This is a genomic window from Chthoniobacter flavus Ellin428 (genome assembly GCF_000173075.1).
Lineage (GTDB): Bacteria > Verrucomicrobiota > Verrucomicrobiia > Chthoniobacterales > Chthoniobacteraceae > Chthoniobacter > Chthoniobacter flavus.
In genome coordinates this window covers 82,215-106,568 of record NZ_ABVL01000019.1, presented here as the reverse complement: position 1 = coordinate 106,568, position 24,354 = coordinate 82,215, and the positions used below count along the sequence as shown (strand labels likewise).

Annotated in this window: 22 protein-coding genes; 11 read left to right on the top strand and 11 right to left on the bottom strand. The window is 60.9% G+C overall.

What is annotated here, in order from left to right:
- The first annotated feature begins 95 nt into the window (after positions 1–95).
- A complete protein-coding gene (locus CFE428DRAFT_RS24345; RefSeq protein WP_042725720.1) occupies positions 96–842 on the top strand; it encodes a type III pantothenate kinase in 747 nt (248 codons plus the stop codon).
- A 42-nt stretch (positions 843–884) separates the two neighbouring features.
- Here the strand turns inward: CFE428DRAFT_RS24345 and CFE428DRAFT_RS24340 are convergent, their stop codons facing one another.
- The 6 genes from CFE428DRAFT_RS24340 to CFE428DRAFT_RS24315 form a co-directional block, all read right to left on the bottom strand.
- Positions 885–4,943: a LamG-like jellyroll fold domain-containing protein gene (locus CFE428DRAFT_RS24340; RefSeq protein ID WP_042725703.1), complete on the bottom strand. Its 4,059-nt coding sequence runs from the start codon at positions 4,941–4,943 to the stop codon at positions 885–887.
- 769 nt (positions 4,944–5,712) lie between these two features.
- Positions 5,713–6,495, bottom strand: coding sequence for a glucosamine-6-phosphate deaminase (gene nagB / locus CFE428DRAFT_RS24335; RefSeq protein ID WP_006982334.1), 783 nt, complete (start codon positions 6,493–6,495; stop codon positions 5,713–5,715).
- A gap of 97 nt (positions 6,496–6,592) precedes the next feature.
- The gene (locus CFE428DRAFT_RS24330) at positions 6,593–7,354 is read right to left on the bottom strand and encodes a PIG-L deacetylase family protein (protein ID WP_006982332.1); all 762 of its coding nucleotides are present in this window, start codon (positions 7,352–7,354) and stop codon (positions 6,593–6,595) included.
- A 210-nt stretch (positions 7,355–7,564) separates the two neighbouring features.
- Positions 7,565–8,998 (bottom strand): ROK family protein, encoded by a 1,434-nt coding sequence (locus CFE428DRAFT_RS24325; RefSeq protein WP_006982331.1) that lies wholly within the window; start codon positions 8,996–8,998, stop codon positions 7,565–7,567.
- 232 nt (positions 8,999–9,230) lie between these two features.
- Positions 9,231–9,518 carry a hypothetical protein gene (locus CFE428DRAFT_RS24320; protein ID WP_042725702.1) on the bottom strand — a complete coding sequence of 96 codons (288 nt, stop codon included), beginning with the start codon at positions 9,516–9,518 and terminating at the stop codon, positions 9,231–9,233.
- Positions 9,519–9,572: 54 nt separating this feature from the next.
- Positions 9,573–9,899 carry a hypothetical protein gene (locus CFE428DRAFT_RS24315; RefSeq protein WP_006982329.1) on the bottom strand — a complete coding sequence of 109 codons (327 nt, stop codon included), beginning with the start codon at positions 9,897–9,899 and terminating at the stop codon, positions 9,573–9,575.
- 131 nt (positions 9,900–10,030) lie between these two features.
- Here CFE428DRAFT_RS24315 and CFE428DRAFT_RS24310 point away from each other — a divergent pair, with 131 nt between their 5' ends.
- Positions 10,031–10,930: a YceI family protein gene (locus tag CFE428DRAFT_RS24310; RefSeq protein WP_006982328.1), complete on the top strand. Its 900-nt coding sequence runs from the start codon at positions 10,031–10,033 to the stop codon at positions 10,928–10,930.
- Here CFE428DRAFT_RS24310 and CFE428DRAFT_RS24305 read toward each other — a convergent pair.
- The 5 genes from CFE428DRAFT_RS24305 to CFE428DRAFT_RS24285 form a co-directional block, all read right to left on the bottom strand.
- Positions 10,927–11,292 (bottom strand): hypothetical protein, encoded by a 366-nt coding sequence (locus tag CFE428DRAFT_RS24305; RefSeq protein WP_131989392.1) that lies wholly within the window; start codon positions 11,290–11,292, stop codon positions 10,927–10,929. The genes CFE428DRAFT_RS24310 and CFE428DRAFT_RS24305 overlap by 4 nt on opposite strands.
- Positions 11,289–12,932: a PP2C family protein-serine/threonine phosphatase gene (locus CFE428DRAFT_RS24300; RefSeq protein ID WP_006982326.1), complete on the bottom strand. Its 1,644-nt coding sequence runs from the start codon at positions 12,930–12,932 to the stop codon at positions 11,289–11,291. The genes CFE428DRAFT_RS24305 and CFE428DRAFT_RS24300 overlap by 4 nt, the downstream gene beginning before the upstream one ends.
- A 170-nt stretch (positions 12,933–13,102) precedes the next feature.
- Positions 13,103–13,630 (bottom strand): ribonuclease HI, encoded by a 528-nt coding sequence (gene rnhA, locus CFE428DRAFT_RS24295; RefSeq protein WP_042725719.1) that lies wholly within the window; start codon positions 13,628–13,630, stop codon positions 13,103–13,105.
- Between the two features lie 325 nt (positions 13,631–13,955).
- Positions 13,956–14,294 carry a P-II family nitrogen regulator gene (locus tag CFE428DRAFT_RS24290; RefSeq protein WP_006982324.1) on the bottom strand — a complete coding sequence of 113 codons (339 nt, stop codon included), beginning with the start codon at positions 14,292–14,294 and terminating at the stop codon, positions 13,956–13,958.
- Between the two features lie 17 nt (positions 14,295–14,311).
- A complete protein-coding gene (locus CFE428DRAFT_RS24285) occupies positions 14,312–15,682 on the bottom strand; it encodes an ammonium transporter (protein ID WP_006982323.1) in 1,371 nt (456 codons plus the stop codon).
- Between the two features lie 62 nt (positions 15,683–15,744).
- Between CFE428DRAFT_RS24285 and CFE428DRAFT_RS37730 the strand changes: the two genes are divergently transcribed.
- From CFE428DRAFT_RS37730 to CFE428DRAFT_RS24245, 9 genes are all read left to right on the top strand, one after another.
- Entirely contained in the window at positions 15,745–15,945 is a 201-nt protein-coding gene (locus CFE428DRAFT_RS37730) for a hypothetical protein (RefSeq protein ID WP_131989391.1), read from the top strand.
- A gap of 188 nt (positions 15,946–16,133) precedes the next feature.
- The gene (locus CFE428DRAFT_RS24280) at positions 16,134–17,081 is read left to right on the top strand and encodes an ROK family protein (protein WP_042725701.1); all 948 of its coding nucleotides are present in this window, start codon (positions 16,134–16,136) and stop codon (positions 17,079–17,081) included.
- Positions 17,082–17,368: 287 nt separating this feature from the next.
- Positions 17,369–18,682: a guanine deaminase gene (locus CFE428DRAFT_RS24275; protein WP_006982320.1), complete on the top strand. Its 1,314-nt coding sequence runs from the start codon at positions 17,369–17,371 to the stop codon at positions 18,680–18,682.
- A gap of 43 nt (positions 18,683–18,725) precedes the next feature.
- Positions 18,726–19,601, top strand: coding sequence for a carboxylating nicotinate-nucleotide diphosphorylase (gene nadC / locus CFE428DRAFT_RS24270; protein ID WP_006982319.1), 876 nt, complete (start codon positions 18,726–18,728; stop codon positions 19,599–19,601).
- Positions 19,598–20,575 (top strand): biotin--[acetyl-CoA-carboxylase] ligase, encoded by a 978-nt coding sequence (locus CFE428DRAFT_RS24265; protein WP_006982318.1) that lies wholly within the window; start codon positions 19,598–19,600, stop codon positions 20,573–20,575. The genes nadC and CFE428DRAFT_RS24265 overlap by 4 nt, the downstream gene beginning before the upstream one ends.
- Positions 20,576–20,748: 173 nt before the next feature.
- The gene (locus CFE428DRAFT_RS24260) at positions 20,749–21,459 is read left to right on the top strand and encodes a two-component system sensor histidine kinase NtrB (protein WP_006982317.1); all 711 of its coding nucleotides are present in this window, start codon (positions 20,749–20,751) and stop codon (positions 21,457–21,459) included.
- Between the two features lie 293 nt (positions 21,460–21,752).
- The gene (locus tag CFE428DRAFT_RS24255) at positions 21,753–22,268 is read left to right on the top strand and encodes a hypothetical protein (protein WP_006982316.1); all 516 of its coding nucleotides are present in this window, start codon (positions 21,753–21,755) and stop codon (positions 22,266–22,268) included.
- Complete coding sequence (locus CFE428DRAFT_RS24250) at positions 22,268–22,888, top strand: prepilin-type N-terminal cleavage/methylation domain-containing protein (RefSeq protein ID WP_006982315.1); 621 nt, start codon at positions 22,268–22,270, stop codon at positions 22,886–22,888. Before CFE428DRAFT_RS24255 ends, CFE428DRAFT_RS24250 begins: the two co-directional genes overlap by 1 nt.
- Before the next feature lies 1 nt (position 22,889).
- Positions 22,890–24,350, top strand: coding sequence for a DUF7305 domain-containing protein (locus CFE428DRAFT_RS24245; protein ID WP_006982314.1), 1,461 nt, complete (start codon positions 22,890–22,892; stop codon positions 24,348–24,350).
- Positions 24,351–24,354: the final 4 nt, after the last annotated feature.

Here is a 24,354-nt window from a genome sequence, read left to right as displayed (position 1 = left end):
GCGTTTCGGAGGCGATAAAAGAGTATCCTTTTTCGCGAAATACCTTTGACCTCTTCGGCGACTCTCGTTTCTCTTGCCCCGCCCTCTTCCCCTTCATGAGCACTACTACCGCTGATTTCCTGCTCATCGACAACAGCAATTCGTTCACAAAATTCGCCCTGTCCACGCGCGACAAGGTCGGCCCCGCCCGCAAGCTGCGCACCGCGGAACTCGATGCCAGCGGGCTGAAGAACGCCCTCTTCGGCTGGCGCTGGAATGCCACGGTGCTCTCCAGCGTGGTCCCGGCCAAGGGCGAAGTAATCGCCGATTTCCTCTCCCCCGCCCCGGTCATCCGCGTCGGTCCGAAGACCAAGCTCGGCGTGGGAATCGACTACCCGCAGCCCAAGACCATTGGCGGCGACCGCCTGGCCAATGCCGCGGGTGCCTTCGCCGCCTTCGGCGCGCCCATCGTGGTCGTCGACTTCGGCACTGCCGTCACCTTCGACATCGTCTCCGCCGAGGGTAATTACGTCGGCGGCGTCATCGCGCCAGGTCTCGAGGCAATGACCGACTATCTCCATCAACGCACCGCGCTGCTGCCGAAGATCACCCTGCTCGAGCCGCCCAGCGCCATCGGCAAATCGACCAAGCACGCCATGCTCGCCGGCGCGGTTTACGGCTACCGCGGCCTCATCCGCGAAATTCTCCAGCAGATCGGCAAGGAACTCGGCACGAAGAAACTGCCCGTCGTGGCCACCGGCGGCTACGCCGAACTCATCGCCGCCGGCCTCCCGGAAATGAAGCGCGTCGTCCCCGACCTGACCCTGGATGGATTGAGGATCATCGGGCGCTTGAATTCCTGAGCGAGTTCTAAGCCGGACGGCAAACCATGTTGGCATGAACCTTCAAGGTTTCACCAACCGCAGACGCAGGTACCGCTGACTGCCGCCAGAAACGGGCACATTGTCGCGCACGATGAGCTGGGTGGCCGTATTCACCTCGGTGATGAGCCCGCTGCTGCTCCAACTGGCGCCATTGCCAAGAGTGCTCGTGGCCTCGACGATGAATTGCACATCGGTCGCATTCGGGTTCCGCGCAATGGTCAGCCGGAGGTATTTCTGCCCGGAGATATTCTCCTGATCGGTAACAATCGTATTCTTATTTGATATGCCCGGACTTGTCCCAAGGGCGTATTCGAGAAGATTGCTCAGGCCGTCGCCGTCGGGATCGGCCGAGAGGCCGGAGATGGCGTCATTGGTGGCGTTGACACCGAATTGCTGCCCCCGCCAGTTGTCGTAGGGCGCGAGATTGGCAGTCAGGGTGACACTGTTGCTTACCGAACCACCGGCGGCATCGGTGATCGTAACCTGGAAGGTATAACTCCCACTCTGGTAAAGCGTGACACTCGCGCTTTTAGCAGTGTTGCTCCCATTACCTGCGATGCTGGGGAGGGTTGCTCCGGCGGGGATGCCGGTCGCCGACCAAGTGTAAGTGAGACCGGATTCGGGATAAATGTTACTCGTGCCCAGAGCGGAGAGGGTCGTGTTGAAGGTAGTCGTCGGGCTGGGATTCGCAGCAGCGGCGGTGGCGACGGTCGGTGTGGCAACCGCCAGGCCGGCAATGGCCGAGGCGTCGAGCGAGGTATTGTAAATGCGCACCTCGTCGAGCGAGCCATTGAAATATCGAGTTTGCCCATTGGGATCCTGTCCAAACGTCGTACTGCCGTCGAAAGCGGCGGAGCTATTGGCCACATTGTTGGTCGCGGAAATCATGCCGCCGCCCAGCGGTTGCATGTAGATGCTCGCGTTGGTCGGGGTGATGACCAGCGCGACGAATGTCCACTGCGCATTCGGTACCGTGAGGCCGGAGTTCCAGTTGTAGGTCGAGCTGGAGTTATTCCACGTGTAACGCAACTCATTGGCGGTGCCGAAGTGCAGGCCGCAGGCAGTCGTGCCCGCGCGGCAGAAAACGAGACCGGTCCACGAGCTCTGCGAGCCGTTGCGCAGCACCCAGCCAGTGACGGTCATGGTGTTCGTATTGAAATTCAGCGCCGGGATCGTCGCGTAGCTGCTGCTCGTACCGGCAAAGGCCAGACCATTGGTTCCTTCGACACCGGTCGCCCATGTGGCCCCGTGCAAAGTGCAGGTATAGCCGTCGCCGGTGGCGTCGGCACTGGTGGTCCCACTTCCCTCTTCGAACTTGTAATAAGCCCGAAGTCCGTTGATGAACACGTTCACCGTGGCGGTGGCGATGTCTCCAAGACCGTCGCTCACCGTGTAGCTGAAGCTATCGGATCCGATTGCCGTACTCGCAGCCGTGTAGGTGAGATTGCCGGCGCCACTGTTAGTTACCGTCCCCTTGGCTCCCTGCGTGAAATTCGTAACGGTCAGAGTCGCGCCGCTCGGGCCGGTATCGTTGGCGAGGACGTTCACGGTGCCCGCCCCACCGGGATTGACGGCGAGCGAATCATTCTGCGCGACCATGACGGAAATATTGTCGAAGGTTGCGGTGCAAAGGGCGCTGGTATCGTGGCTGCACACGGCCAGTCCGATGAGCACCGTCGGCGAAGTCATGCTCACCGTGGCCGAGCTTTGCTGATTCCACGTCGTGCCGTTGGAAGAAGAATAACCGGTAATCGTACTGCCGCTGCGCACGAGCTTCACCCAGTAAGGGGCGGCCCGGCCGCTGGTGTTGTTGCTGGTGCTACTGCCGCCAGTTGCCGTGCGAGATTGGAAGGTGGTGCCGTTGCCCGGGGTGATCGCCATGAAGGCGTTGATTGCTCCCGCGTCTGTGCTTTCCCGGATCATCACGCCCGCCTTGGCCCAGGCATTGGTATTCTGCTGCGTGGCCACCCGCGCGATGATGACGCCATCGCCGTTCAGCGTGCGATAAACGTAGTGAAATTCATCCGCCGTGCCCCAGATGTCGCTGCCTTCGCCATTGACGGTGAAGGTGCCGCTGCTGTCATAAGCGGAGCCGCCGAGCGCGGGTGAGCCAATCTCCGCGGACACCCACGGCGAGGAGACCACAGCGACCGTGGCGGAAACTTGCACCGCGCCCGTGGTCGCGGTCACCGTCGCCAGCGTGCCGGCGCCGGGCGAAGTGTAAAGCCCACTCGCGCCAACTGTCCCGCCGCCTGCGGTAACGGCCCAGGTGAAGGTGGGCTGCACCGCCATCGCAACTCCAAATTGGTCGAGACCCGTGGCGCTCAACTGCTGGGTCTGGCCCGAGGTCAGGCTGGCCGTGGCTGGCGAGACCGTGGCGCTGGTCAGCGCTTGATTTACGGTGACGTTCACACTGCTCGTGACCGAGAGTCCCGAGGAATCCGTCATCGTGACGGTAAAGGTGTAAGCGCCGCCGTGGTGAAAGGTCGCCGCGGTGTTCTTGGCAGCATTCGTTCCATTGATGGAGAACGAGGGCGTGGAGACGCCCGTGGGCGCAGAGGCGATGACCCACGTGTAGACAATGTTGGATTCGCCGCCGCCGTCGGTGTCAGCACCAAGCACCGATAGATTCGTGGTCAGGCCCGTGACGGTGCCGGGCGAAGCGGCCGCGGGCGTGGCCACCGTGGGAGCGGCATCACCCGCGACGTAGGGTGTCGTCAGCGTCACCGTGGAAGAAGCGATGCCATTGGCAACGACGGCGACATTGTAGGTGCCCGCCGGCAGGTTCAGGGGCAGCGTGAAACCCGTGGTCACCGCCGTGGCGCCCGTTTGCACACCGGTGCTGCTCCAGTTCCCGGTCCGCGCGTAGTAAATGTTTCCCGAACTGTCGGCAAAACGAACGATCGGACGATTCGTAGCCATCTGGAAATCGTCGCCATAGGCAGCGCCTTCGGAGAAACCATTCAGGTTCGTGCCGGCGAGCTGGTACGTGCCGTCCGCATTGTGCGTGATGCTCGTGATCGCCGGCTGAAACGCGCTGGTGGGCGATCCCGCGGGCACATATTCATAGAGCGCGCCGCCGACGTTCACGAGGACATTGCCGTCGGGCAAAGCCAGCATCTTCAAGCCATAGGGCACGCCATTGTAAGTCGTCCCTGTCGGGCCGTTGACCTGGCTAATGGTATTGGCCGTGGCGTCGTATTCGAAAAAGCTCGTCGGCCCCGTGAGGTAACCGGGTCCCCCGACGAAGAGCACGTTGCCGTTCACCATGACGGCACCGGGCGAGTCCCCGCAATTAAGCCCGCCAGGAACGTCCGGACCCGCGACCCAGGAGCCGGGCGAACTGGTGCCGCTCGGCGTGTAGATCGCCGTGTGCGTATAGCCGCGGAAAAGCGCCTTGCCGTTCGCGAGCATGTGACCACTGCCCGTCTCGCCGCCGCTGTAAAGCACCACTGGCGTATTCGTGTCGGCAACCCATTGGTTGAGCGAGGGAATGTAGCGCTCCGACTGGCTGCTGCCATCCACGCAAAGGATGCTGCCGTCCGGCAGCTTCAACCACGGCACCTCATCCTGGCCATGCAGGGTGGCCGGGCCCGTCGCCCAGGTATTGGCCACGGGATCGTAAATGACGGTCGAAGCGGGCCCTCCCACCGGCCCCACCATGACCCGTCCGTCCCCCAAAATTTCGGAAATGGAGTCGATGAAATCCTGCCCCGATGACGGCGTAATCGTCCAGGAGTTGGTCAAAGGATCGAAGACCTCCGCGTTATGCCCGCCCGTGCCGTATTCTCCACCCGCCACAAAGACACGGCCATCTTTCAAGACCTGTTGCGAGTAGTACTGCCGCGTGTCGTGCATCGAACCCAGTGTGGTCCACGTGCCATTGACGTAGCTGCCGTGGATATCCGGCTTCAGCCGGTACCAACTAGTCCCTCCACCCTGCACCAACACACTCCCATCGGAGAGCAGCGACATGAGGTTCGGACCAGAGGGCGGCGAGTTCGTCAACGGCGTCCAAGTGCCCGCGTCCGCCCGCTGGCTCGAGAATGCCAGAGCGGCGACCATGAGGAGGCCGGCCAATGCTGGCCGGCGCCATTGGCAGAATGAAAGTCGCCAATGATCCAAAACGACTCTGAGGGAAGAAAAATTCATTGCGGCTGAATCAGTGAAATCGACAAAACTTAGTAGCAATTTGCGTGAAACGATGACGGCTCTCAGAGAGCGCCTTAGAGGGAATTTGTGTCATAAGCACGCTGGCCATCCCGCCCGCGTCACTCTCCGGGAATGCCTGGCTGCCCCATTGACTGCGCCCAGCTTCCTGTCTTCTCCCTGCGCCTCGCGGAGACATTGGTGCGGATCGCTTTTAGTGCGGCAAACTATTAGGCGTGCAGGCAAGGGGGAAATGAGGGATGCGATTCCTGGCGTCTGCAGGGAACCGCGTTTTTAGTCACCCCGATCTTAGTCCGTCCGCCGTTCCGGTCATATAGCGAGAATTCGCTACACTTCCAGCCATCGGCTCTATCTTCCCCTGTTGATTTCCGGTTTCTCCTCCGGGGAAATAGCAGTCAGCCCGTCTGGCTGCTCCTATCATCTGACGTCTTATAGCATTTTAAATAAAAGCGTAGTCGGGGGAGAACGGTCAGGCCGCGGAGGTCCGGGGAGTGCACCCGTCTCGGGTGCTGGTTTCGGCGTCTCGCCGAAACGAACTTCCCGAGATTGAGCACAAGAGAAGAGCGGAAGTTTTAAAAGTTCGCGAAGGCGAGGACGCCTTCGCCAGCACTCGGACGAGTGCGCTCCCCAGAGTTCTCCGCCCGCGCGATATTGCGACTACAGTTTTGTTTAAAATGCTCTAGAGCTTCTGCCAGTCCGGCTTGCGGTCGTAGACCCACCGGTAATACTCCGTGCGCTTCAGCTTCGTCGCCGCACCTTCATCGATGATGCACGTCGCCACCGGGTGCATTTGCAAAATCGACGCCGGGTTCATCGCCGTGATCGGCCCTTCGACCGCCCCGGCTATCGCCTCGGCCTTCTTCTCGCCAAAGGCCAGGATGATGACATGCCGTGTATCCATGATCGTCCCGACGCCCATGGTGATGACGTGAAACGGCACCTGATCCGCACTGCCAAATGCCTTGGCATTATCCTCCCGCGTCTGCGCGGTCAGCGTCTTGATACGCGTGCGTGAAGCGAGCGACGACGACGGCTCATTGAACCCAATGTGCCCATCGCTGCCGATGCCGAGGACCTGCAAATCGATCCCGCCCGCCGCGACGATCGCCTCCTCGTACTTCCGGCAAAACGCCGGCACATGCGACGACTGCCCATCGGGAACATGCACGCGCTCGCGCTTTACATTGATGTGGCTGAAGAAGTTATCCCACATGAACGCGTGATAACTCGCCGGGTGATCCGGCGACAGGCCCACGTATTCGTCGAGGTTGAACGTCGTAACTTCGCTGAAATCGAGGCCCTGCTCCTTGTGCATGCGCACGAGTTCGCGATACATCATGAGCGGGGTGCTGCCCGTGGCGAGACCGAGCACCGCATTGGGTTTGTCGCGCACCAGTCGCGCCACGTGGCGCGCGGCGATCATGGATGCTTCGTCGGCATTCGGCTGAATGATGATTTCCATAGCTCGTTATCCCAAGCGTTTGCGAAGCTTGCCAGTAACATCGGCCTTAAACTGGTCGATGAACCCGGTAACATACGCCACCACGTCGAGCGATTCATCATGCGCCAGCGGTGTGAGATCCATGGCGAAAGTGAGCGCATCGCTCTGGTCTACGCCATGACTTTCGAAAAAACGTCGCATTCGCCCGGCGGCGGCCGATCACCGCGAGATCGTAACGTTTGCCGCCGGCGATCTGCGAATCGAACAGCCCATTGAGCGACGCTGCGAGATTCTCGTGGCCGCACACGTCGTGCACCACTTTCTCCGCATCCGGCAGCCAATCGAGATCGCGCCACACCTCGCAGCCGTAGACGAATTGCGGCCGTTGCTCGCGCGGCAATTCGCGAATCGCCTGAATCACCGGCACCACCACGGCCACATGCGTGTCGTGTTTGTCCGCCGGATTGTGCGTGTAAACCACTCGCGGCTGCGTCGCCGCGAGAATGTCCTTGAGGTCATCCTTCAAGCGCGCTTCCGCCGGGTCCTTCACCACCTTGCTCGGATAATCGAGCTGAATCATCGCCCCGTAACGCCCGACGATCGCCGCCTGCCGCTGCTCCTGTCGGCGCACCGCCATCATCTGCTCATCGGTAAATTTCGCATACGCGCCCGTGCGCGAACTGCCCGAGCCGTTCGTGCAAGTCACGCCCCCAAACCATTCCTCGTCGCTATGATAGCACGCCTGGATGCCATGGAAGGCCATGAACTCGAGATCGTCCTGATGCGCGCCGACACCCAATCGGGTCACGCGCTCCAACGCCTCGGCCGGAGCTTTCCCATCGGGAATGAAAATGTCTGCGGAAGGGTTACGAAGCTGCATGTCAGGAAAGGTGCCCGTAAGCCCTCACGAAATAAACCCCGGAAAATAAATTCCGCTCCCACAACTTCCCTTTCCACCCCCAAGTTTCTAAAGGAACGCAGCGCTCGCCACCACGCTTGCGCGATTGGATGTTGAGCCGAGGCTTTGCGAGACGCCCATGGCGCCGCGGGGGCAACGTTGGGTGTTGGATGTTGGATGTTCCTTTTCCCATCACCGGTGCCCATTCCCGTTGCCCGCACCCACCGGCAACGCCGGCAAACTCGCCGCCGCCACCGCTTGTCCGTGCCGTTTGTCCTGCTCATTCGGCGTGCGCAATTGGATCTTCCCCGCCAGCTCCGGAAACTCCACGCGCAACACTTCCTCCGCCTTCTCGATGATCACCGTCCCGCCTTGGCCGCTGGTCACGCGCCCGAGAATCAGCAGGTTGCGGATGTCATAGAAGTTTGCGTAGTGCGCGATCGTGTAGCCGAAGCAAACACCGATCGTTTCATAAATCTGCCGCGCGCGTTCATCACCCGCCGCCATCAGCCGCTGCACTTCCACGAGTTGCTCGGCAAACTTCATCCCCGGCGGAAGCTTCAGCCCGGCCAGCGGCGCCAACCGCGCCACGCCTTGCTGACAGAAATACTGCACCGCGCATCCACGATCGCCGCTCCATTCGTCCACCGGCGCGTTCTCCCGATAATCCACCGGCACAAACGCCAGCTCATTCAGCCAGGGCGTGATCGATCCATCGCCATTCACATACCCGCCGGCCACGCTCGTCCCCATGGAGACACCGAGCACCGCGTTCTCGCCTATGCTCATCGAACCAGCCAGCGCCGTCACTTCGCCGTCGTTCACCACCTCGAAAGGCACGCCGTCCCACGCCTTCTGCAGTTCAAAGAAAATCCGCCGGATGCGCCGATCGAAATCCACCGGCTTCACCCCGCGGAAAAGCGAAGCCACGCGCACTTCATTATTCACATACACGCCCGCCGCACTGCCGCCGATCGCGTCCACACGTGGCAAATGTGCCGCCGCCCGCCGCAGCGTGTCATTGATCCCGTCGTAATGATACTGCGGATCGCTCTCGAAATACGGATCCCAGGTGATCTCCTCGGAAAAGACCACGCGTCCGTCGATCACCGCCGCGCATTTGCGATCCGATCCGCCAAGATCGAACCCGATTCGGCAGCCTTCCAGATGCCGCCCCAGCGGCATCGACGCCTCATGCGCCACCGGCACCGCGTCGAACTCCATCACGTCTACCACCATCGGCCGCCCATAAATCCGTGCGCCCATGAATTCGTGATCGAACTTCCGCTCGCCCGCCGCCGAATAAATCTCCCGAATCATCTCACCGATCGCCGCATCGCCCCCGATCATCACTCGATACCCTCCACGGGCCCAGAGCAGGAACTTCACCAGCCGCTCCACGTATTGCTGATTCAGGGCCACGTTCGTTCCGGTGTGCGGCAGCACGCGGGTATCGAAGCGCGAAATCGTCCCATCGGTCCGCTCCAGCGCAATGGCCAGCGCCCGTGACGCCGGATCCTTTTCACATTGGGCGAGATACGCGCGATTCCATAACTCCGCCGGAATGAAACCGGGATCGAGCGGCGGGGTTACAGAAGGACGAATGTGCATAAAGGTGTGCATCATTAAGGTGGCATAAAAACATTTACCAGTCTTTTCCGATGATTTTCACCCAAAGGACGCAAATCGGCGACGTCTTGAGCCATTATCTTCCCTCTGAGTCCCGCCCGTTTCCAATCCCGGATTGGAGATCCAAGCGTCTTACCACCAGCATGTTACGCCATTCATTTCGAATCGAAAATTCGCGTCCCTGCCCAACGCAAGCGAGGCAGATATCCTGCAGCGAGTTAATCTCGCATCAGTAGTTGAACGGAATCGCCGCCGACGTTCTGTAGAAAATGGCCGACCCAAAAAACAGTTTCCGGGGCAACAGCGGCTTCCTCGTCTTCGAATCGTATTCAACGACATCGGAGAGAATCCAACACCGTGCGTTCAATTTTCCGGCGACCGTGTTAAGCACCGTCGATAGTTCATTCGAACCCGCATCCATGGAGATGGATCCCAGCGCTTGATTATTTTCGTAGCACAATGCGCCGCAGATCCCAAGCGGCTGGTCCTCTTTTCTCTCCGCTTTGATTTCACTCAAATACTCAAAGTGCCGGACGTCAGTGGCCGCGGGATATCGAACTTTGCGCGTCGCCTACCCACCACCGGCGGGTAGTTCCTCTTCTTTCGGAAGGACCAAAAAATAATCCCTGCTGACGATACACCGGTAGTCCGTTTGTTCCTCCACCATCTGGATGAGGGCGACATGATTCTCCTCGCCGGAGAAGGAGGCCATGTCGGCCATCCTCGGGAGCCCGGCATTTCGCCCCTGGATCCTCTCCCATCCATAAATGCGATGCACATCGGACTCGACGAGGCGTTTCAGCAAATCGGTAATCGTCGGACCTCGAGATTCCTCGGGTTGTGCGAAATTCAAGAGACCGAGAAAGAAAATCACCGAAACTAAAACGAGATGCTTCATCGGAACCTAAATAAATAGCCGAAACCCTACTTCGCGCTCAATCGGGAAAGGATGGAAAAGAATGGAATATAGTTCCGTCCCAACGTTTGCCCCGGCACGATTTGCTTTCTGCCTCTGACTCTGCGCTTCGCATGACGGCCCTCGAACTCCAGACCCGAATTCAGACCCCTCAACCGCCCGCGTTGCTCCACGTGTTGCCGCCCGAGGTCTTCGCCGCGGTACATATTCCCCACTCCCTGAACGCCTGCGTCTACGAAACCGCTTTCCTCGACAAGGTCCACGCGCTCGCTCTGGACCCCGCCGCACCACTCGTCGTCTACGGCGCCGGCGAAGGTTCGCTCGACGCCATTGCCGCGGCGGAAAAACTTCGCGCGGCCGGTTTTACTCACGTCGAAACCTTCGGTGGCGGAATCACCGCATGGCAAGCCGCCGGTCTGCCGTTCGAAGGGACCGGCCATCTGCCGGAGCCTCCCATTCCCCATGGCACTTACCGGGTCGATCCCGCGGAGAGCGTCATCCGCTGGACCGGCCGCAATCTTTTCAATCACCACAGCGGCACCGTGCGACTCGCCCTCGGCGAAATCCGCGTCCGGCAAGGCGAACTCACCGGCGCTCGTTTCACCATCGATATGACGAGCATCGCCTGTGAAGACCTCACCGACCGGAGCATGAACGCCATGCTCCTGGCGCACCTGCGCACCACCGATTTCTTCGATACGGAACATCACCCCACCGCCGAGTTCATCGCCGACACGGCGGAGCAAATTCCCGCTTGGACCGATGGCACACCGAACTATCAATTGCGCGGTACCTTCACCCTCCGTGGCATCAGTCACCCCATGGCATTCCCCGTCCTCATCGCCGCGAAGGATGACGCCCGCCATCTCACCGGCCAGGGCGTGCTCACCTTCGACCGCACCGCTTACGGCAGCCAGTACGGCTCCGGCAAACTCTTCCGCTTCCTCGGCCCTCACGTCGTCAACGACCACATCCACCTCCACGTCAAAATTCACGCCGAGCGGATGGCCTAGCTTCGAGGGGCGCCTCTCAACACGCCGGCCGTTTGCTTCTCCTCCAATTGGCTCAAGCCATGAGCGGACTGAAAGAAGATTACCTGGGTGAGCCGATCCGGAGCGATCGTGCCGAGGTGATCCAACATTTCACGCCAGTGATTCTGGGTGATGGCTTCGAGCTTCTTGAAATCCTCCGATCTGTCCCACAGTTCCGGCGCCTCCACAAACGCCTCCGGAATACTTGCTGCCGCCGAATTCGACTGGACGATTCGACGAAACAAAGCATCGAGTTCCGCGGAGCCGGATTCCGCTCCCAGCAGCTTCCCGCCAGCGAGCGCGAAGAGCACCAGGATACCGACAACCACGTTTCTCGTTCTCAACAGCTTCCCAACTGCAGATTCTCGATCTCCATCGCCACCAGGCAAACGTCGTCGTCGAACTCTTTCCGCGCGGAGAATTGTTGGATCTCGTTGATCAGCCCGCTGCACAGTTCCGCTGTCGGGAGAGCACTGCGCTGGCCGATTGCCCGCTGGAGTTGCTGGTAATCGTAGAGCTCTCCCTCCGGCCCTTCTACTTCGAACAAGCCATCGGTGAAGAGTAGGAGCACATCGCGTGGGGCGAGACGATGGTGGCCGCCGGTGTAACTCGCATTGTCAAACAGGCCGAGCACCGGCCCGGGTTTCATCCCGTTCAGCTTGGTCGGCTCCAGTTTGCTATCGGTCTCGCCGGAGACCAATAGCGGGCACGGATGCCCGGCATTGGCATAGCGCAATTCGCCTTTGTGCAAGTCGACGACGACATAGAACGCGGTGGCATAGATGGGCGTGAACGCGCCCTTCAAGGTATCGCACAGCGTGCGATTCAAGTGCGTGAGCAGCGCCGCCGGTTCGCTGAGCCGCGCATGCGATTCGCCCAGCAGGCTGTGCATCATCGCCGCCACCAGCGCCGCCCGCACGCCGTGCCCCATCACGTCGCAAATAAAAATGCCCGCCTCGCTCTCGGAGATCTTGCAGACATTGAAAAAGTCGCCACTCACCACCATGGACGGCGTGAAGTAATGGTGAAAGCGCACCAAGCCCCGGCCCGCGGCGTTGCCATTGGTGAAGGACGGAAACTGTTGCGGAAGCATGGCGCTCTGGAGTTCGCGCGCCATTTTCAGATCCTCCTCGAGCATGGCATTGCGGGCGCGAAGTTCATTCGCAATGAGGCCGAGTTCGTCCTCGGTGCGCTTGCGCCGCGTAATATCTCGCGAAAGCCCGAAGGTGCCGATGATCCGCCCGTCGGAATCGCGCAAGGGCATCTTGGTCGTGGACACCCATGTCTCGCTGCCATCGGCCCAGACGTTTTTTTCCTCCTTGTCGATGATCGGCACGCCGGTGCTGATCGTCTTTTTCTCATCCGCCATCGCGTCTCGCGCCCGCGTCTCGGGAAAGAAATCGAGATCGGTCCGCCCGATCATCTCGCTCTCCCGGGTCAGCCCGTGCTGCGCGAGCTTCGCTTTATTCACCGAGATGAACCGGCTTTCGGTATCCTTGAAATAGATCTTGTCCGGGAGGTTGGCCATCAGGGCATCCAGCAGATTCCGTTTCCGTTCCAAATCGGCCTCCGCGCGCCGGCGTTCGGTCACGTCCCACGCGATGCCCAGGACGTGCACTGATCCATTGGTGGTGGCGTGCGCGCGCAGACGCAAAATGTGCACGCTGCTGTCCACCGGCCAGACGACGCGAAACTCGGTATCGAATTCCGCATGGCCCTGCAGGCTGGCCGCAAATTCGCCGGCGACCCGATCGCGATCCCCCGGATGCACCAGCGCGCAGAAATCCGTGTCCCGTCCGCCGAAGGAATCGGGACGCAGGCCAAACAGGACGTGCATCTGCTGGTCCCAAATCATCTTCCGCGTCTCGATCTCAAAGTTCCAGGCGCCCATGCGGGTCGCGGCCAGCACCAGTTCCAGCCGGAGTTGGTCATTGGATGGCACCTCGGGGGATTCGCTGTTGGCCGGTTTGTTCTCGAGACTCATGAAGCGGGGGAAGGTTGGAGGACCGTCAGGAACCTCCCGTATTTCCGGGACTTGGGCAACCGGGAACATCGGCATGTCCGGGATACTCAGAGAATCCTACGGGTTTTCACGCCCCCAACTCCAGCAGCGCAGCCTCGTTGCCCATCCCCTTCGTGACGGAAGTCAGGCTTTCACTTCAGCAACGAAGACGAAAGCTCCGGCTGCTCGGGAACTCCGACGCGCTCGGCGAGGAAAGCCGCCCGCGCGGCTTTGCGTTCCGCGTTGGTGTGGGATTGGCGGAACTTCTGCGTCTCCTGCACCGCAAGCACATCGCAGCGTTCATTGAGCGGATGGCCCGCGTGGCCGCGCACCCAATGCCATTCCACTTTGTGCCTCGACGCCGCGGCATCGAGGGCCTGCCAGAGGTCGATGTTTTTGATCGTGCCCTTTTTCCAACCCTTCGCTTTCCAGCCAAAAATCCATTTGGTGATCCCGTTGCGCAGGTATTCAGAGTCGGTGAAGAGGTCGACCGCGCAACGCTCTTTCAACCGGTTGAGAGCCTCCAGCGCGGCGGTGAGTTCCATCCGGTTATTCGTCGTGGCGATGACACCGCCGCTGATCTCTTTGCGCACAGCGCCATACTCGAGGATGGCCGCCCAGCCACCAGGGCCGGGGTTCCCTTCGCACGCGCCGTCGGTATGGATGGTGACTTTTTTCAAGATGATGTCGTTGTAGCGACTCGGGGGTGCGACGGGCAAGATGTTGCGCTTGGCACGCCCACTGGAAGCGGCGATTTCCAAGTCGCCGACCCAAAACCCTGGCGCGAAGCGCCCTCGCTATCGGGCACCGCTCCACAGTGCCGGGCGACTCGGAAGTCGTCCCTCTCAGAGACTGTGAAATAAAGCGGCAGCGAGATTATTTGGCCCGCGAATCACACAGATGACGCGAATGAAAAACACTCCATTCGTGTCATTCGCGTAATTCGCGGGCACTCTACATCCCTCAATCACCACGCCCCGGCGGAGTGGGGCGCCTGCAAGGCGCTTACACCGCACCGTCGCCGTGCTCTTCCGTCCGGATGCGAATCGCATCCTCGATCGGCAGGATGAAAATCTTTCCATCGCCAATCTTGCCGGTTTGCGCAGAGCGAATGATTGCCTGCACGGCCGTGTCGATCATGTCATCGGGCAGGATGACTTCGAGCTTCAGCTTGGGCAGGAAGTCGATGGTGTATTCGCTGCCGCGATAAATCTCGGTATGGCCTTTCTGCCGGCCGAACCCTTTGCCTTCGGTCACGGTCATGCCTTCCACGCCCACTTCCTGGAGCGCGGATTTCACTTCTTCGAGTTTGAACGGTTTGATGATGGCTTCGATTTTTTTCATCGCAGGTCAGAGGTGACTTATTGGTTGTAAGCGTTTTCGCCGTGCTCGCTCACGTCGAGGCCGGCATGTTCGGATTCCGGATCGACCCGCAGGCCGATGACGGCATTGATGATCTTGAGGAGAACGAAAGTGATGAGCCCCGCCGCCACCGCCGTGACTGCCACGGCGATGAGCTGGTTGACGAACTGCCCCGGCCCACCGACGAGCGAAACGACTGCGTCGCCTCTCTTAAACGTATTGGCGATGGCCGGATTCGCTTCCGCGCTGGCCAGGAAGCCGAGGAGCAGCATGCCGACAATGCTCCCGCAGCAGTGCACGCCGAAGACATCAAGCGAGTCATCGTAACCGAACATGGTTTTCACGTGCGTCACGCACAGATAGCAGACGAAACCGCCCGCGAGGCCGATGAGCACCGCGCTGGGAACAGTGACGAAACCGGAAGCCGGCGTAATCGTTGCGAGACCCGCGACCATGCCCGAAGCCGTGCCCAGCACGCTCGGCTTGCCCTTGTGAATCCATTCCCCGACCGACCAGGCGAAGCCACCGGCCGCGCCGGCGAAATGTGTGGCGGCAAAGGCGCTGGTCGCCAGCGCACCCGAAGCCAGCGCGCTGCCCGCATTAAAGCCAAACCAGCCGACCCAGAGCAGACCGGTACCGATCAAGCTCAGCACCACATTGTGCGGCAGCATGGGCTCACGCGGAAAGCCGCGCCGCGGCCCGAGGACGATGGCGCAGACGAGCGCGGAAACACCGGAGCTGATGTGCACCACCGTGCCGCCGGCGAAGTCGAGTACGGGAATGTGCCCACCGAGTTCCCAATTGAAAAAGCCACCCTTGCCCCACACCATGTGCGCCAGCGGAAAGTAAACGACGATCGTCCACAGCGCGGTGAATGCCACATAAGCGCTGAACCGCATGCGTTCGGCAAAGGCGCCAGTGATCAGCCCCGGGGTGATGATGGCGAACATCATCTGGTAAACCATGAAGGTCTGCGCCGGGATGGTCGGCGCGTAATCCGGATCCGGCGCCGCTCCCACGCCATGCAGGAAGAGATGGGAAAGCGGATTCCCAATAAAGGCGTTCCCCTTGCCGAAGGCCGCGCCGTAACCGAAGAGGAACCACAGCAGGCTGATCATCGAGATGAGGAAAAAGCTCTGCATCATCGTCGCCAGCACGTTCTTCGTGCGGACGAGCCCGCCGTAGAAGAGGGCCAGGCCGGGGCCGGTCATCATCAGGACCAAGGCGGCGCTGGTCAGCATCCAGGCGTTGTCGCCGGAATCAATCTTCGAAGGGGCGCCGGGAGCCTGGGCATGCAGGGTCGCGCCGAGGCAGGCAAATGCGGCGGCAAAAAGCCACGCGCACCGCCCGGAACGGGTGGTGTGAGTCATTTTTCCAAATAGGGGATGGTGGTAAGGGGCGGCCCGCCGGGGAACGAGCCGCCGCGATTAAAATGATTCATACCGTCCTTGTTAAGAAGAATATAATTCATCATTTTACGTATCCTACCTTTCCCCAGCAGTTTGCGCTTTTTGAAAAATCGCAAGATCGCAAGGCACGGCTTAGGGGCGACTTCCTAGAAAAGACCCTGCGTCGCGGAGCGATGCCCAAAAAGAGAGGCGCTGCGCGCACCGGTTTTTCGGTCAGCGACTAGGAAGTCGCCGCTCCCAGTGGCGTCATCCGCTATCGGCACCCAAACATCGCACAAAGATGTGGGTAACGCAGAGGAGCAGCGCGCGCACTCCAAAACGCAAGCGTCAGAGGAGGCGTTATCTCGAGTTCGCAGGCCGCCGGGGATTGACCTCGCCCGGTCTGGCCCGCAGTCTGCGTCCGACCCTTTCCATGGATACAAAACGCAAAGCCATCGGCATCGACTTCGGGGGGACGACGATCAAATCGGCCGTGGTGGAGGATGGCCGGCTCATTCAACACGGGGACGTCATCGAGACGACCGAACATCATGGCGCGCCGGCGCTCATCGAGGAGATCCTCGGGGTGATCGCCGCCCTGCGGATCACGCATCCGGAGGTGGCGGCGCTGGGCGTGGGGTTGCCGGGGTTCATCGATAGTCTCAATGGGATCGTGCATGAGTTGACGAATGTGCCCGGCTGGGATGAGGTGCCGCTGCGGCGGATCCTGCAGGAACGGACGGGGTTGCCGACGATCATCGAAAACGATGCGAAGGCGATGGCTTACGGCGAATTCAAATATGGCGCGGCGAAGGGGTGCCGGTTCGTGCTGTGCATCACGCTCGGCACGGGCGTGGGCGGGGCGCTGGTCCTGGATGGGCGTTTGTATCGCGGGGCGCAATTGGCGGCCGGCGAGCTCGGGCATGCGAGCATCGACTACCGGGGGACGCCGGGACTTTATAAGAATCCGGGAGACCTGGAGATGTTTGTGGGGAATCACCGGATCGCGGCGCGAGCGTCGCAGCTTTACAAGGTGGCGGGGCGCAATGTGCCGGTGGAGGAGTGCACGCCTTACGATCTGGAGAAAGCGGCGCGGAATGGCGACCCGGTAGCGAAGCAGATGTGGGAGAACGTGGGGCTGGAGCTGGGTTGCGCGCTGGTGAACATGATCTGGCTGCTGAACCCGGACGCAATCGTGATCGGCGGCGGAGTGGCGAAGGCCGGCGACTTGTTGTTCGGCCCGATCCAGCGGACGATCCGGGAGCGAACGCTGCCGTTGTTCAACCAGAACTTGCGGGTCGTCCCGGCGGCGCTGGGGAATGAGGCGGGGATTATTGGGAATGCAACGCTGGCGCTCGAGGCGGCGGAAGTGAGAAAATGACGAATGCCGAATTACGAATGCCGGATGTTTATCCTAAGCTGTTTAAGATAAACGGGTTAAGATAATTCGTGATTTTCGAAAAATATTTTGAACGACGGCCTGCGCGACCGGTCAAAGCTACCAAGTTTAGGGATTTCCGGGTCGTGCATGTGTCTTGCGATTAGCTGTGAATCGTTTCCTTGGCATGCACGGCCCGGATTCTTTTTTTAGCCAGCTTCTGATCCGCTTTGTTCCCTGACCCGGCTTCCAGTTCCCGTCCGTCTTCGTCCAACTCCAGCCTTGTCGGCTTGCGGGGTTTCCTGATCGATGCGCCGGAATATGGCCGGCTTCGCTCATGGAGCGACGGGGCGCTGATCATCGACGACGGGCAGATCGCGGAAATCGGCGACTACGAGACGCTTTCCCGAAAGCCGCGTACCCAACCGGTCCGCTGGTTGCAATCGAAGCGGGTGGCGGTTTTCCCGGGCTTGATCGACCTGCACACGCACCTCCCGCAATACCCGGCGGTGGCGCGCGGGACCAGCGAACTGCTTCCCTGGTTGCGCACACAGATCTTTCCGTTGGAACGCGAGTTCACCGGGCCGAAAGGGCGGCGCGAGGCGGGGGCGTTTTTCCCCGAACTGGCGCGGCACGGCACGACCACGGCGATGATTTACACCGCCATCTTCGAGGACAGCACAGACGCGGCCTTTCACGCCGCGGTGAAGAGCGGCATGCGGATCATCATGGGCAAGATGATGATGGATGTGGGCAGCTACGGGAGCCTGCAGCCGACCAAGATCGTCTCCATCTCCCTGCACGAAAGCGAGCGGCTGTGCAAGACCTGGCACGGCGCCTCGGAAGGGCTGGTGGAATATGCCTTCAGTCCGCGTTTTGCGGTGGCGTGCAGCGAGAAGCTCATGCGCGGCGCGGCGGAACTGGCCACGCAATATGGGGCGTATCTGCAGACCCATCTCGCGGAGAATCGCGAGGAGATCGAGAAGGTGCGGAACCAGTTCAGTTGGGCGAAGGATTACACCGAGGTGTATGAAAAGTACGGCCTGCTCGGGCCGCGCACGGTGCTCGGCCATTGCCTCCATCTCTGTGATCGCGAACGCGCGGCCCTCGCCGCGGCGGGCGCCAGCGTCGCGCATTGCCCCACGGCGAATCTCTTTCTGCGCAGTGGCATTTTGCCCTTGGAAAAGGTGCGGGCCGCCGGCCTGCGCGTGGGCCTGGGCAGCGATGTGGCGGCCGGACCGGAATTGAATCTCTGGCAGGTCATGCGCTCGGCCATCGAATCGCAGAAGGCGCGCTCCTTTTACGAACCGGAGACGCCGATCCCCTCGCCGGCCTCCGCGCTGCATCTGGCCACCCAGGGAGCGGCCGAGGCGCTGGGCAAAGGCGGCACCATCGGCAGCTTCGAGATCGGCAAGGACGCGGACCTGACGCTGATGGATTTCGGCGCGCTGCTCCCCTATCGGCAGAATGCCAAGAACGCCGCCGACCTCACTGCCGAGGACATCGTGAGCTTGTGTATTTACCGCGGCGGGCCGCCGGCCGTGCTGGAGACCTTCGTGCGCGGACGCAGCATCTATCGCGCGCCGGAGCCGGAGTTGTTTTGATTGGGCATTGCCCTCGATGATGAACGGCCCGTAGATAACAGGCGTGCCTGAACCGTCCCAGCCGTCCCTTCACGTTTTGCCCGTCGCCGCCAGGACGACGCACGATCCCATCGCGATCGCGCTCGCCGAGGATATCGGGCGCGGTGATCTCACCTCGCGCTATTTCGTGGGGCTCGATCGCCGGAGCGGACGCATTTTCGCCAAGGAACCGTCCGTCGCCGCCGGTGTGGAGACCGCGGCCGAGGTCTTCAAGCGCGTGGATCCCCAGCTCGATATCACCATCGTGCGCGCTTCCGGCAGCCGTTTGGAAATCGGGCAGACCGTGCTCGAGATCGCCGGTTCGGTACGCTCGATCCTGACCGCCGAGCGAGTCGCGCTCAATTTCCTCCAGCGCCTCTCCGGCGTCGCCACTCTCACGCGCAAATACGTCGACGCCGTCAGCGGCACGAAGGCGCGCATCCTCGACACACGCAAGACCACGCCGGGCCTGCGCGCGCTGGAGAAAGCGGCCGTCGTCGCGGGCGGCGGGCAAAATCACCGCTTCGGACTTTTCGACATGGTGATGGTGAAGGACAATCACCTCGCGGCGGAAACGGAGCTGCGCCACCTGCAAGAGGCCATCCGCACCTGCCTCGCGGAAAACCCCGGCCTGCGCATCGAGCTCGAGGCCGACACGTTGGAGCAAGTGCGCCGCTTCCTGACTTTGATGGGCGTGGACGTGATCCTGCTCGATAACATGCAGCCTGCGGAGATGGCCGAAGCGGTGCGGTTCACCGCGGGGCGCGTGCAGTTGGAAGCCAGCGGCGGCGTCACGCTGGAGACGATCGCCGGGATCGCGGCGACCGGCGTGGATTTCATCTCCGTCGGCGCGCTCACCCACTCCGCACGCGCGGTCGATTTCTCGCTGGAACTGACATGAGCGGGCTCGATGCGCGCATTCTCGCGGCTTTGCGTGCATCGGAGGTGTATCTTCCCGCCACCGATCTGGCCACGCAGCTCCGGGTCACGCTTCCGACGGTCGAGGCGCGGCTGAAGGAATTACGCGACGCCGGATTCGAGATCGAGGAGCGCCCGGGGCTCGGCTTCCTGCTTTTGCGTTCGCCGGATCGCTTGATCGCCGACGACATCTTCTCCCGCCTCGGCACTTGCGAACTGGCGCGCGAGATCGTCGTCTTCGCCGAGACCGCGTCGACCAACGACTCCGCCATGCAACGCGGGCGCCAGGGTGCGGAAGGCGGCATCGTCATCTTCGCCGAACGCCAGACCGCCGGGCGTGGACGCTTCGGGCGTGCGTGGGCTTCCGCGCCGTATCGGGGTCTCTGGTTCTCGATGCTCATGCGTCCCGATTTGCCGCCCAGCGCCTGGCCGCGTCTCACGACCTGGGCCGCCGTCTCGCTAGCCTCGACCATTGAAAATTCCCTCGGCCTGCCCGTATCGATCAAGTGGCCGAACGACATCTATCTTTCCGGTCGGAAGATCGCCGGCATTCTGGCCGAAAGCGGCGCCGATGTGAATGGCCGGCCGTTCGCCGTGGTGGGCATCGGCGTCAACGTCAACCAGAGCCAGGCCGAATTCCCTCCCGAACTCGCGACGAAAGCCGCTTCCCTGAGCATGATCACCGGCCGTCTCATCGACCGGCCTACTCTCGCCGCACACCTGCTGCGCGAACTCGGCACCCGCTTCCCTCAGATCCTCGCGGATTTCCCCGCCATGATCGCCGCAGCCCGCCGGCGCAGCCTCCTGCTCGGCCATTGGGTGCAGGTGCAATCCGGCCACAACATCCTGGAAGGCCGGGCCGAGGAACTCGACCCCGACGGCCAACTGCTCCTGCGCCGTTCCGATGGCACCCTCAGCCGCCTCAGCGCAGGCGAAGTCACCATCATCCCCTCATGACTTCCGAACCCGGGAAAGGCCGGTTTCGTCTCATTTTTGGAAACCGAGCCGGGCGAATTACAGGGCCACATTGGCCGATCAGGCCGAATCGTCTCCTTAATGCACACTCCGCAGGCACTTCCGAAAAGAGTTGTCACCCAAGCATAACAACTGCTTTTTCATCTGTGACCTACATGCAGATCGAACATTCGGATTTTCAGGACCAACTCGTGCGCGGGCTGGCGCACCGAATGAACAACATCCTGACCCTGTTCAATGGCTACCTCGGTCTGCTCATGGACAACCAGAAGCTCGACAAGGAGACCCGCGAAGGCCTGGCCAAAATCAAGGAAGGCGCACGCGCGGCTTCGGAGCTCATGGACCGCACCCACTCGCTGGTCCGTCCGCCGGCGGTCGTCTGGCGCGAGATCAATCTGCACGACTTTCTGCACATGCTGATGCCGTCGTTCGAGTCGCTCTGCGGCCCGGGCACGAAGCTGTATCTCGACTGCCCGGACCAGCTCCCCGCCATCTGGGGCGACGCCACGCGGGTCAAGTCGGCCATCTTCGAAGTGGTGCGCAACGCGGTCGAAGCCGCCTTCACCGGCGGGAACGTGCACATCGTCGTCAGCTCCGCGAAAAAGCCGCCCGGCACCCCGGCGAAACAGGCGCTGCAATGGGTCTCCATCTCGGTGACCGATAGCGGTCCCGGTATCCCGGAGGAAATTCGCGACCGCATCTTCCAGCCCTTCTTCTCCACGAAGAAAAAGACCAACGCCACCGGCCTCGGCCTTACCGTCACCGCCGGCTTTGTCCAGCAAATGGGCGGTGTGCTGCGCTACGAAAGCCAGCCCGGCAAGACCACCTTCCAGATGCTCCTCCCTTCCCGTACGGACGGGACGTAGGCGGCCGCAATTCGATCCTTCAGTGGCAGTGGCATCCCTGCCGCTGACCCTTCCCAAACGTCCACCGGCAGCATATCGCTGGCGCCTTTCATCCTGAATTTAAATTCAGCCATTGGCGCGGATTTTTCATGTTTGGTGTCTCAAAAATGCGGCGCACCGGCGCTATGGGGCTTCATTTCCACGTAATAATACGTGAAATCGCAGCTCGTTTTGCCTTCGGTACGTCGCCTGCTGAATACATTTTGTCGCCGATCGCTTTTATCCAATCGCCGCCGTTTCGCTCCTTTTAGATTATGCGCAAGTCCTCTTTCGCCACCGTCGGCAGCACGCTGGTCGAAGCGATGCTGGCCTGCGGCATCGTAGCGATCTTCCTGGCCGGCTTGTACGACATGAACTGGCGGGGCTTGTTCGTCCTCAAATCCAGCATCGACGTCAGCTCGGCCAGCGAACTGACGACCAATCTCGCCGAGCAGATTCGCACCGCCACATGGACTCAGATTACCGACCCGGCCTACCTTTCTGGAACGATCATGGCGAACTCCACGACCGTCGGCCACCTGCCGAATGTCGTGCAAACGATCACGGCCTATCCCTATGGTTCGACATTGGGAAACGGGGAGACGGTTCAAGTGCAACGCGATGCCGGCGGCAATGTCGCCACGGTCCTCCCCGGCAACGGCAACCTCAGTGCGGAAAGCTCCATTCAAGTCGATATCACAGTGAACTGGCACAGCACTTTTAAGAGTGTCCCGCACACTCGCGTGGTCCGCTTGATCGCCAGCCAGGGAGGCATTCTCGGACAAAACTGATGAAGCCGGCTCACTTCACCTCCCCATCTGCCGCCTTCACCCTCCCCGAGGTCATGATAGCCATGGCGGTCAGTGCTTTCATGTTCGCTGCGCTCCTCACCGCCACCGTGGGCTTTCAGCGCAGCTTTTCCGGCGCCATGAACTACTCGCGTGGCACCACCGATCAAATGAGGGCACTGGATTACGTCGCGCGCGACCTCCGCCGCGCCTACACAGTGACAGTTTCGCAATATAACCAGACTCTCACCCTGACGGTTCCCGACACCTATACCGCTTACGACTCCCAAGGCAATCCCACGGGTACGTTGCGGAGCCCCACAATCACCAACGGACAGGTCAATTACGGCGATCCGGCAAAGCCCATTACCGTCTCCTATTATCTGAGCGGTGGACAACTTCTGCGCCAGCAATGGATCGGGGCTACCGGCGCCACCAACACCATCGTGATCGCCGATTCTGTTGAAACCTTGCAAAGCAGCTTTGCGGATCTCACTTCCATCGTCACTTATACCATCACCTTCGCCCCAAACCTCACGGGCTTTGATCGTAATAGCAGTGGCGCCCGCGCCAACACAACGCTCATCGGGAGTACTTCCGTCCGCAACACCCGCCGCGATTGAAATGAAAACACGTCACTTCGAAACAGGCAGCACTCTGGCTATGGCATTGGTCACGATCGCTGTCCTTTCTTTCGCGGCGGCATCCGTTTTTTATTACATCAACAATCGCAACCAGACTTCCGCCAACGCGGGGAGCTGGCAGGAGGCGCTCATCGTCGCGGAATCCGGCACGGACATCGCGATGCACGCTCTCAATGCCTCCGTCAAAACGCCCACAACCGCCTGGGCCGGCTGGTCACCCTCCGACGCCACCACCTTTCCCAAGACTTACAGCGACACACTTCCCGCCCATTCCGGCGAGGGGAACAACAAGATGTATGTCTACGTGAAAGTCGACAACAGCATCACCGATGGCAGCGGACAGGTTTGGTATCGCATCCATTCCTCCGGATCGACCGAGGTTCCCGGCTTGCGGAGAGTAGGTTATGCCCCGTCCCAACTCTCGGCAACCGGGACCAAGAATCACAATAACTTCCTGCGCAAGATTGCTTACAACAAAGATACCACCACGGGCGCGCTGCATCTTCCCCAAACGACCCGCACCGTGGAAACGATCGCTCAGCCGGTCTCCGCGCGGATGTTTTGGCGCGCGCTGGTCGTGCAGCAAAGCATCACGCTGGGCGGTTCCTCGTTTACAGACAGCTTTGATTCGAGTGATCCGACCAAGTCGACCAACGGCCAGTATGACCCCTCCAAACGCCAGATGCACGGCGACGTCGCCAGCAATTCGAGCGGCAATCTATCGGACTTGGGTAATAACAAGGTTTATGGCAATGCCTCGAGTAATGGCGGCGTCCTGCAAAATACGAAGGGAGTCCAGGGCACGGTTTACAATAATTACTCCACCACCATCAGCGCGGTATCGGATCCCACATTCGCTTACACCACGCCGGGACCGGCATCGATCAGCACCCTCGCGGCTCCGCTGACCTTGGTGGCGGGCACGCAAAGCGCACCGACGAATTACAAAGTTTCCGCCATCGACCTCGGCTCAAAATCCAAACAATTGATCCTGGCCCCGCCGGTGGTTGGGCAAACTCAGGACAGCTATGTGAATATCTGGGTAACCGGAGACCTCACGATGTCCGGCAATGCCTTCATCCAGCAACTGGCGGGCGTCCACGCCACCATCTACGTCGATGGCAACGTCAGCATCGGCGGTTCCTCCTTTGAGAACGAGAACAATCGAGCCGCCTATCTCACGGTCAATGGAGTCACTCCTTCCGATGGCTCGACGAGGACCTTCACGGTTTCCGGCACGGGCACCTTTGTCGGGATGGTCAACGCGCCCTCTTATGCTCTCACCGTTTGGGGAACCGGCGATTTCATGGGTGCATTGATCATGCTCAGCGCGAGCCTGGGCGGCAGCGCCGGATATCATTACGACGAGTCACTGGCCTCTCTCTCGACCAGCAACAATCTGGGTTACAAAGTTGCCAGTTGGATCGAAGACATCCGGTAGAGTC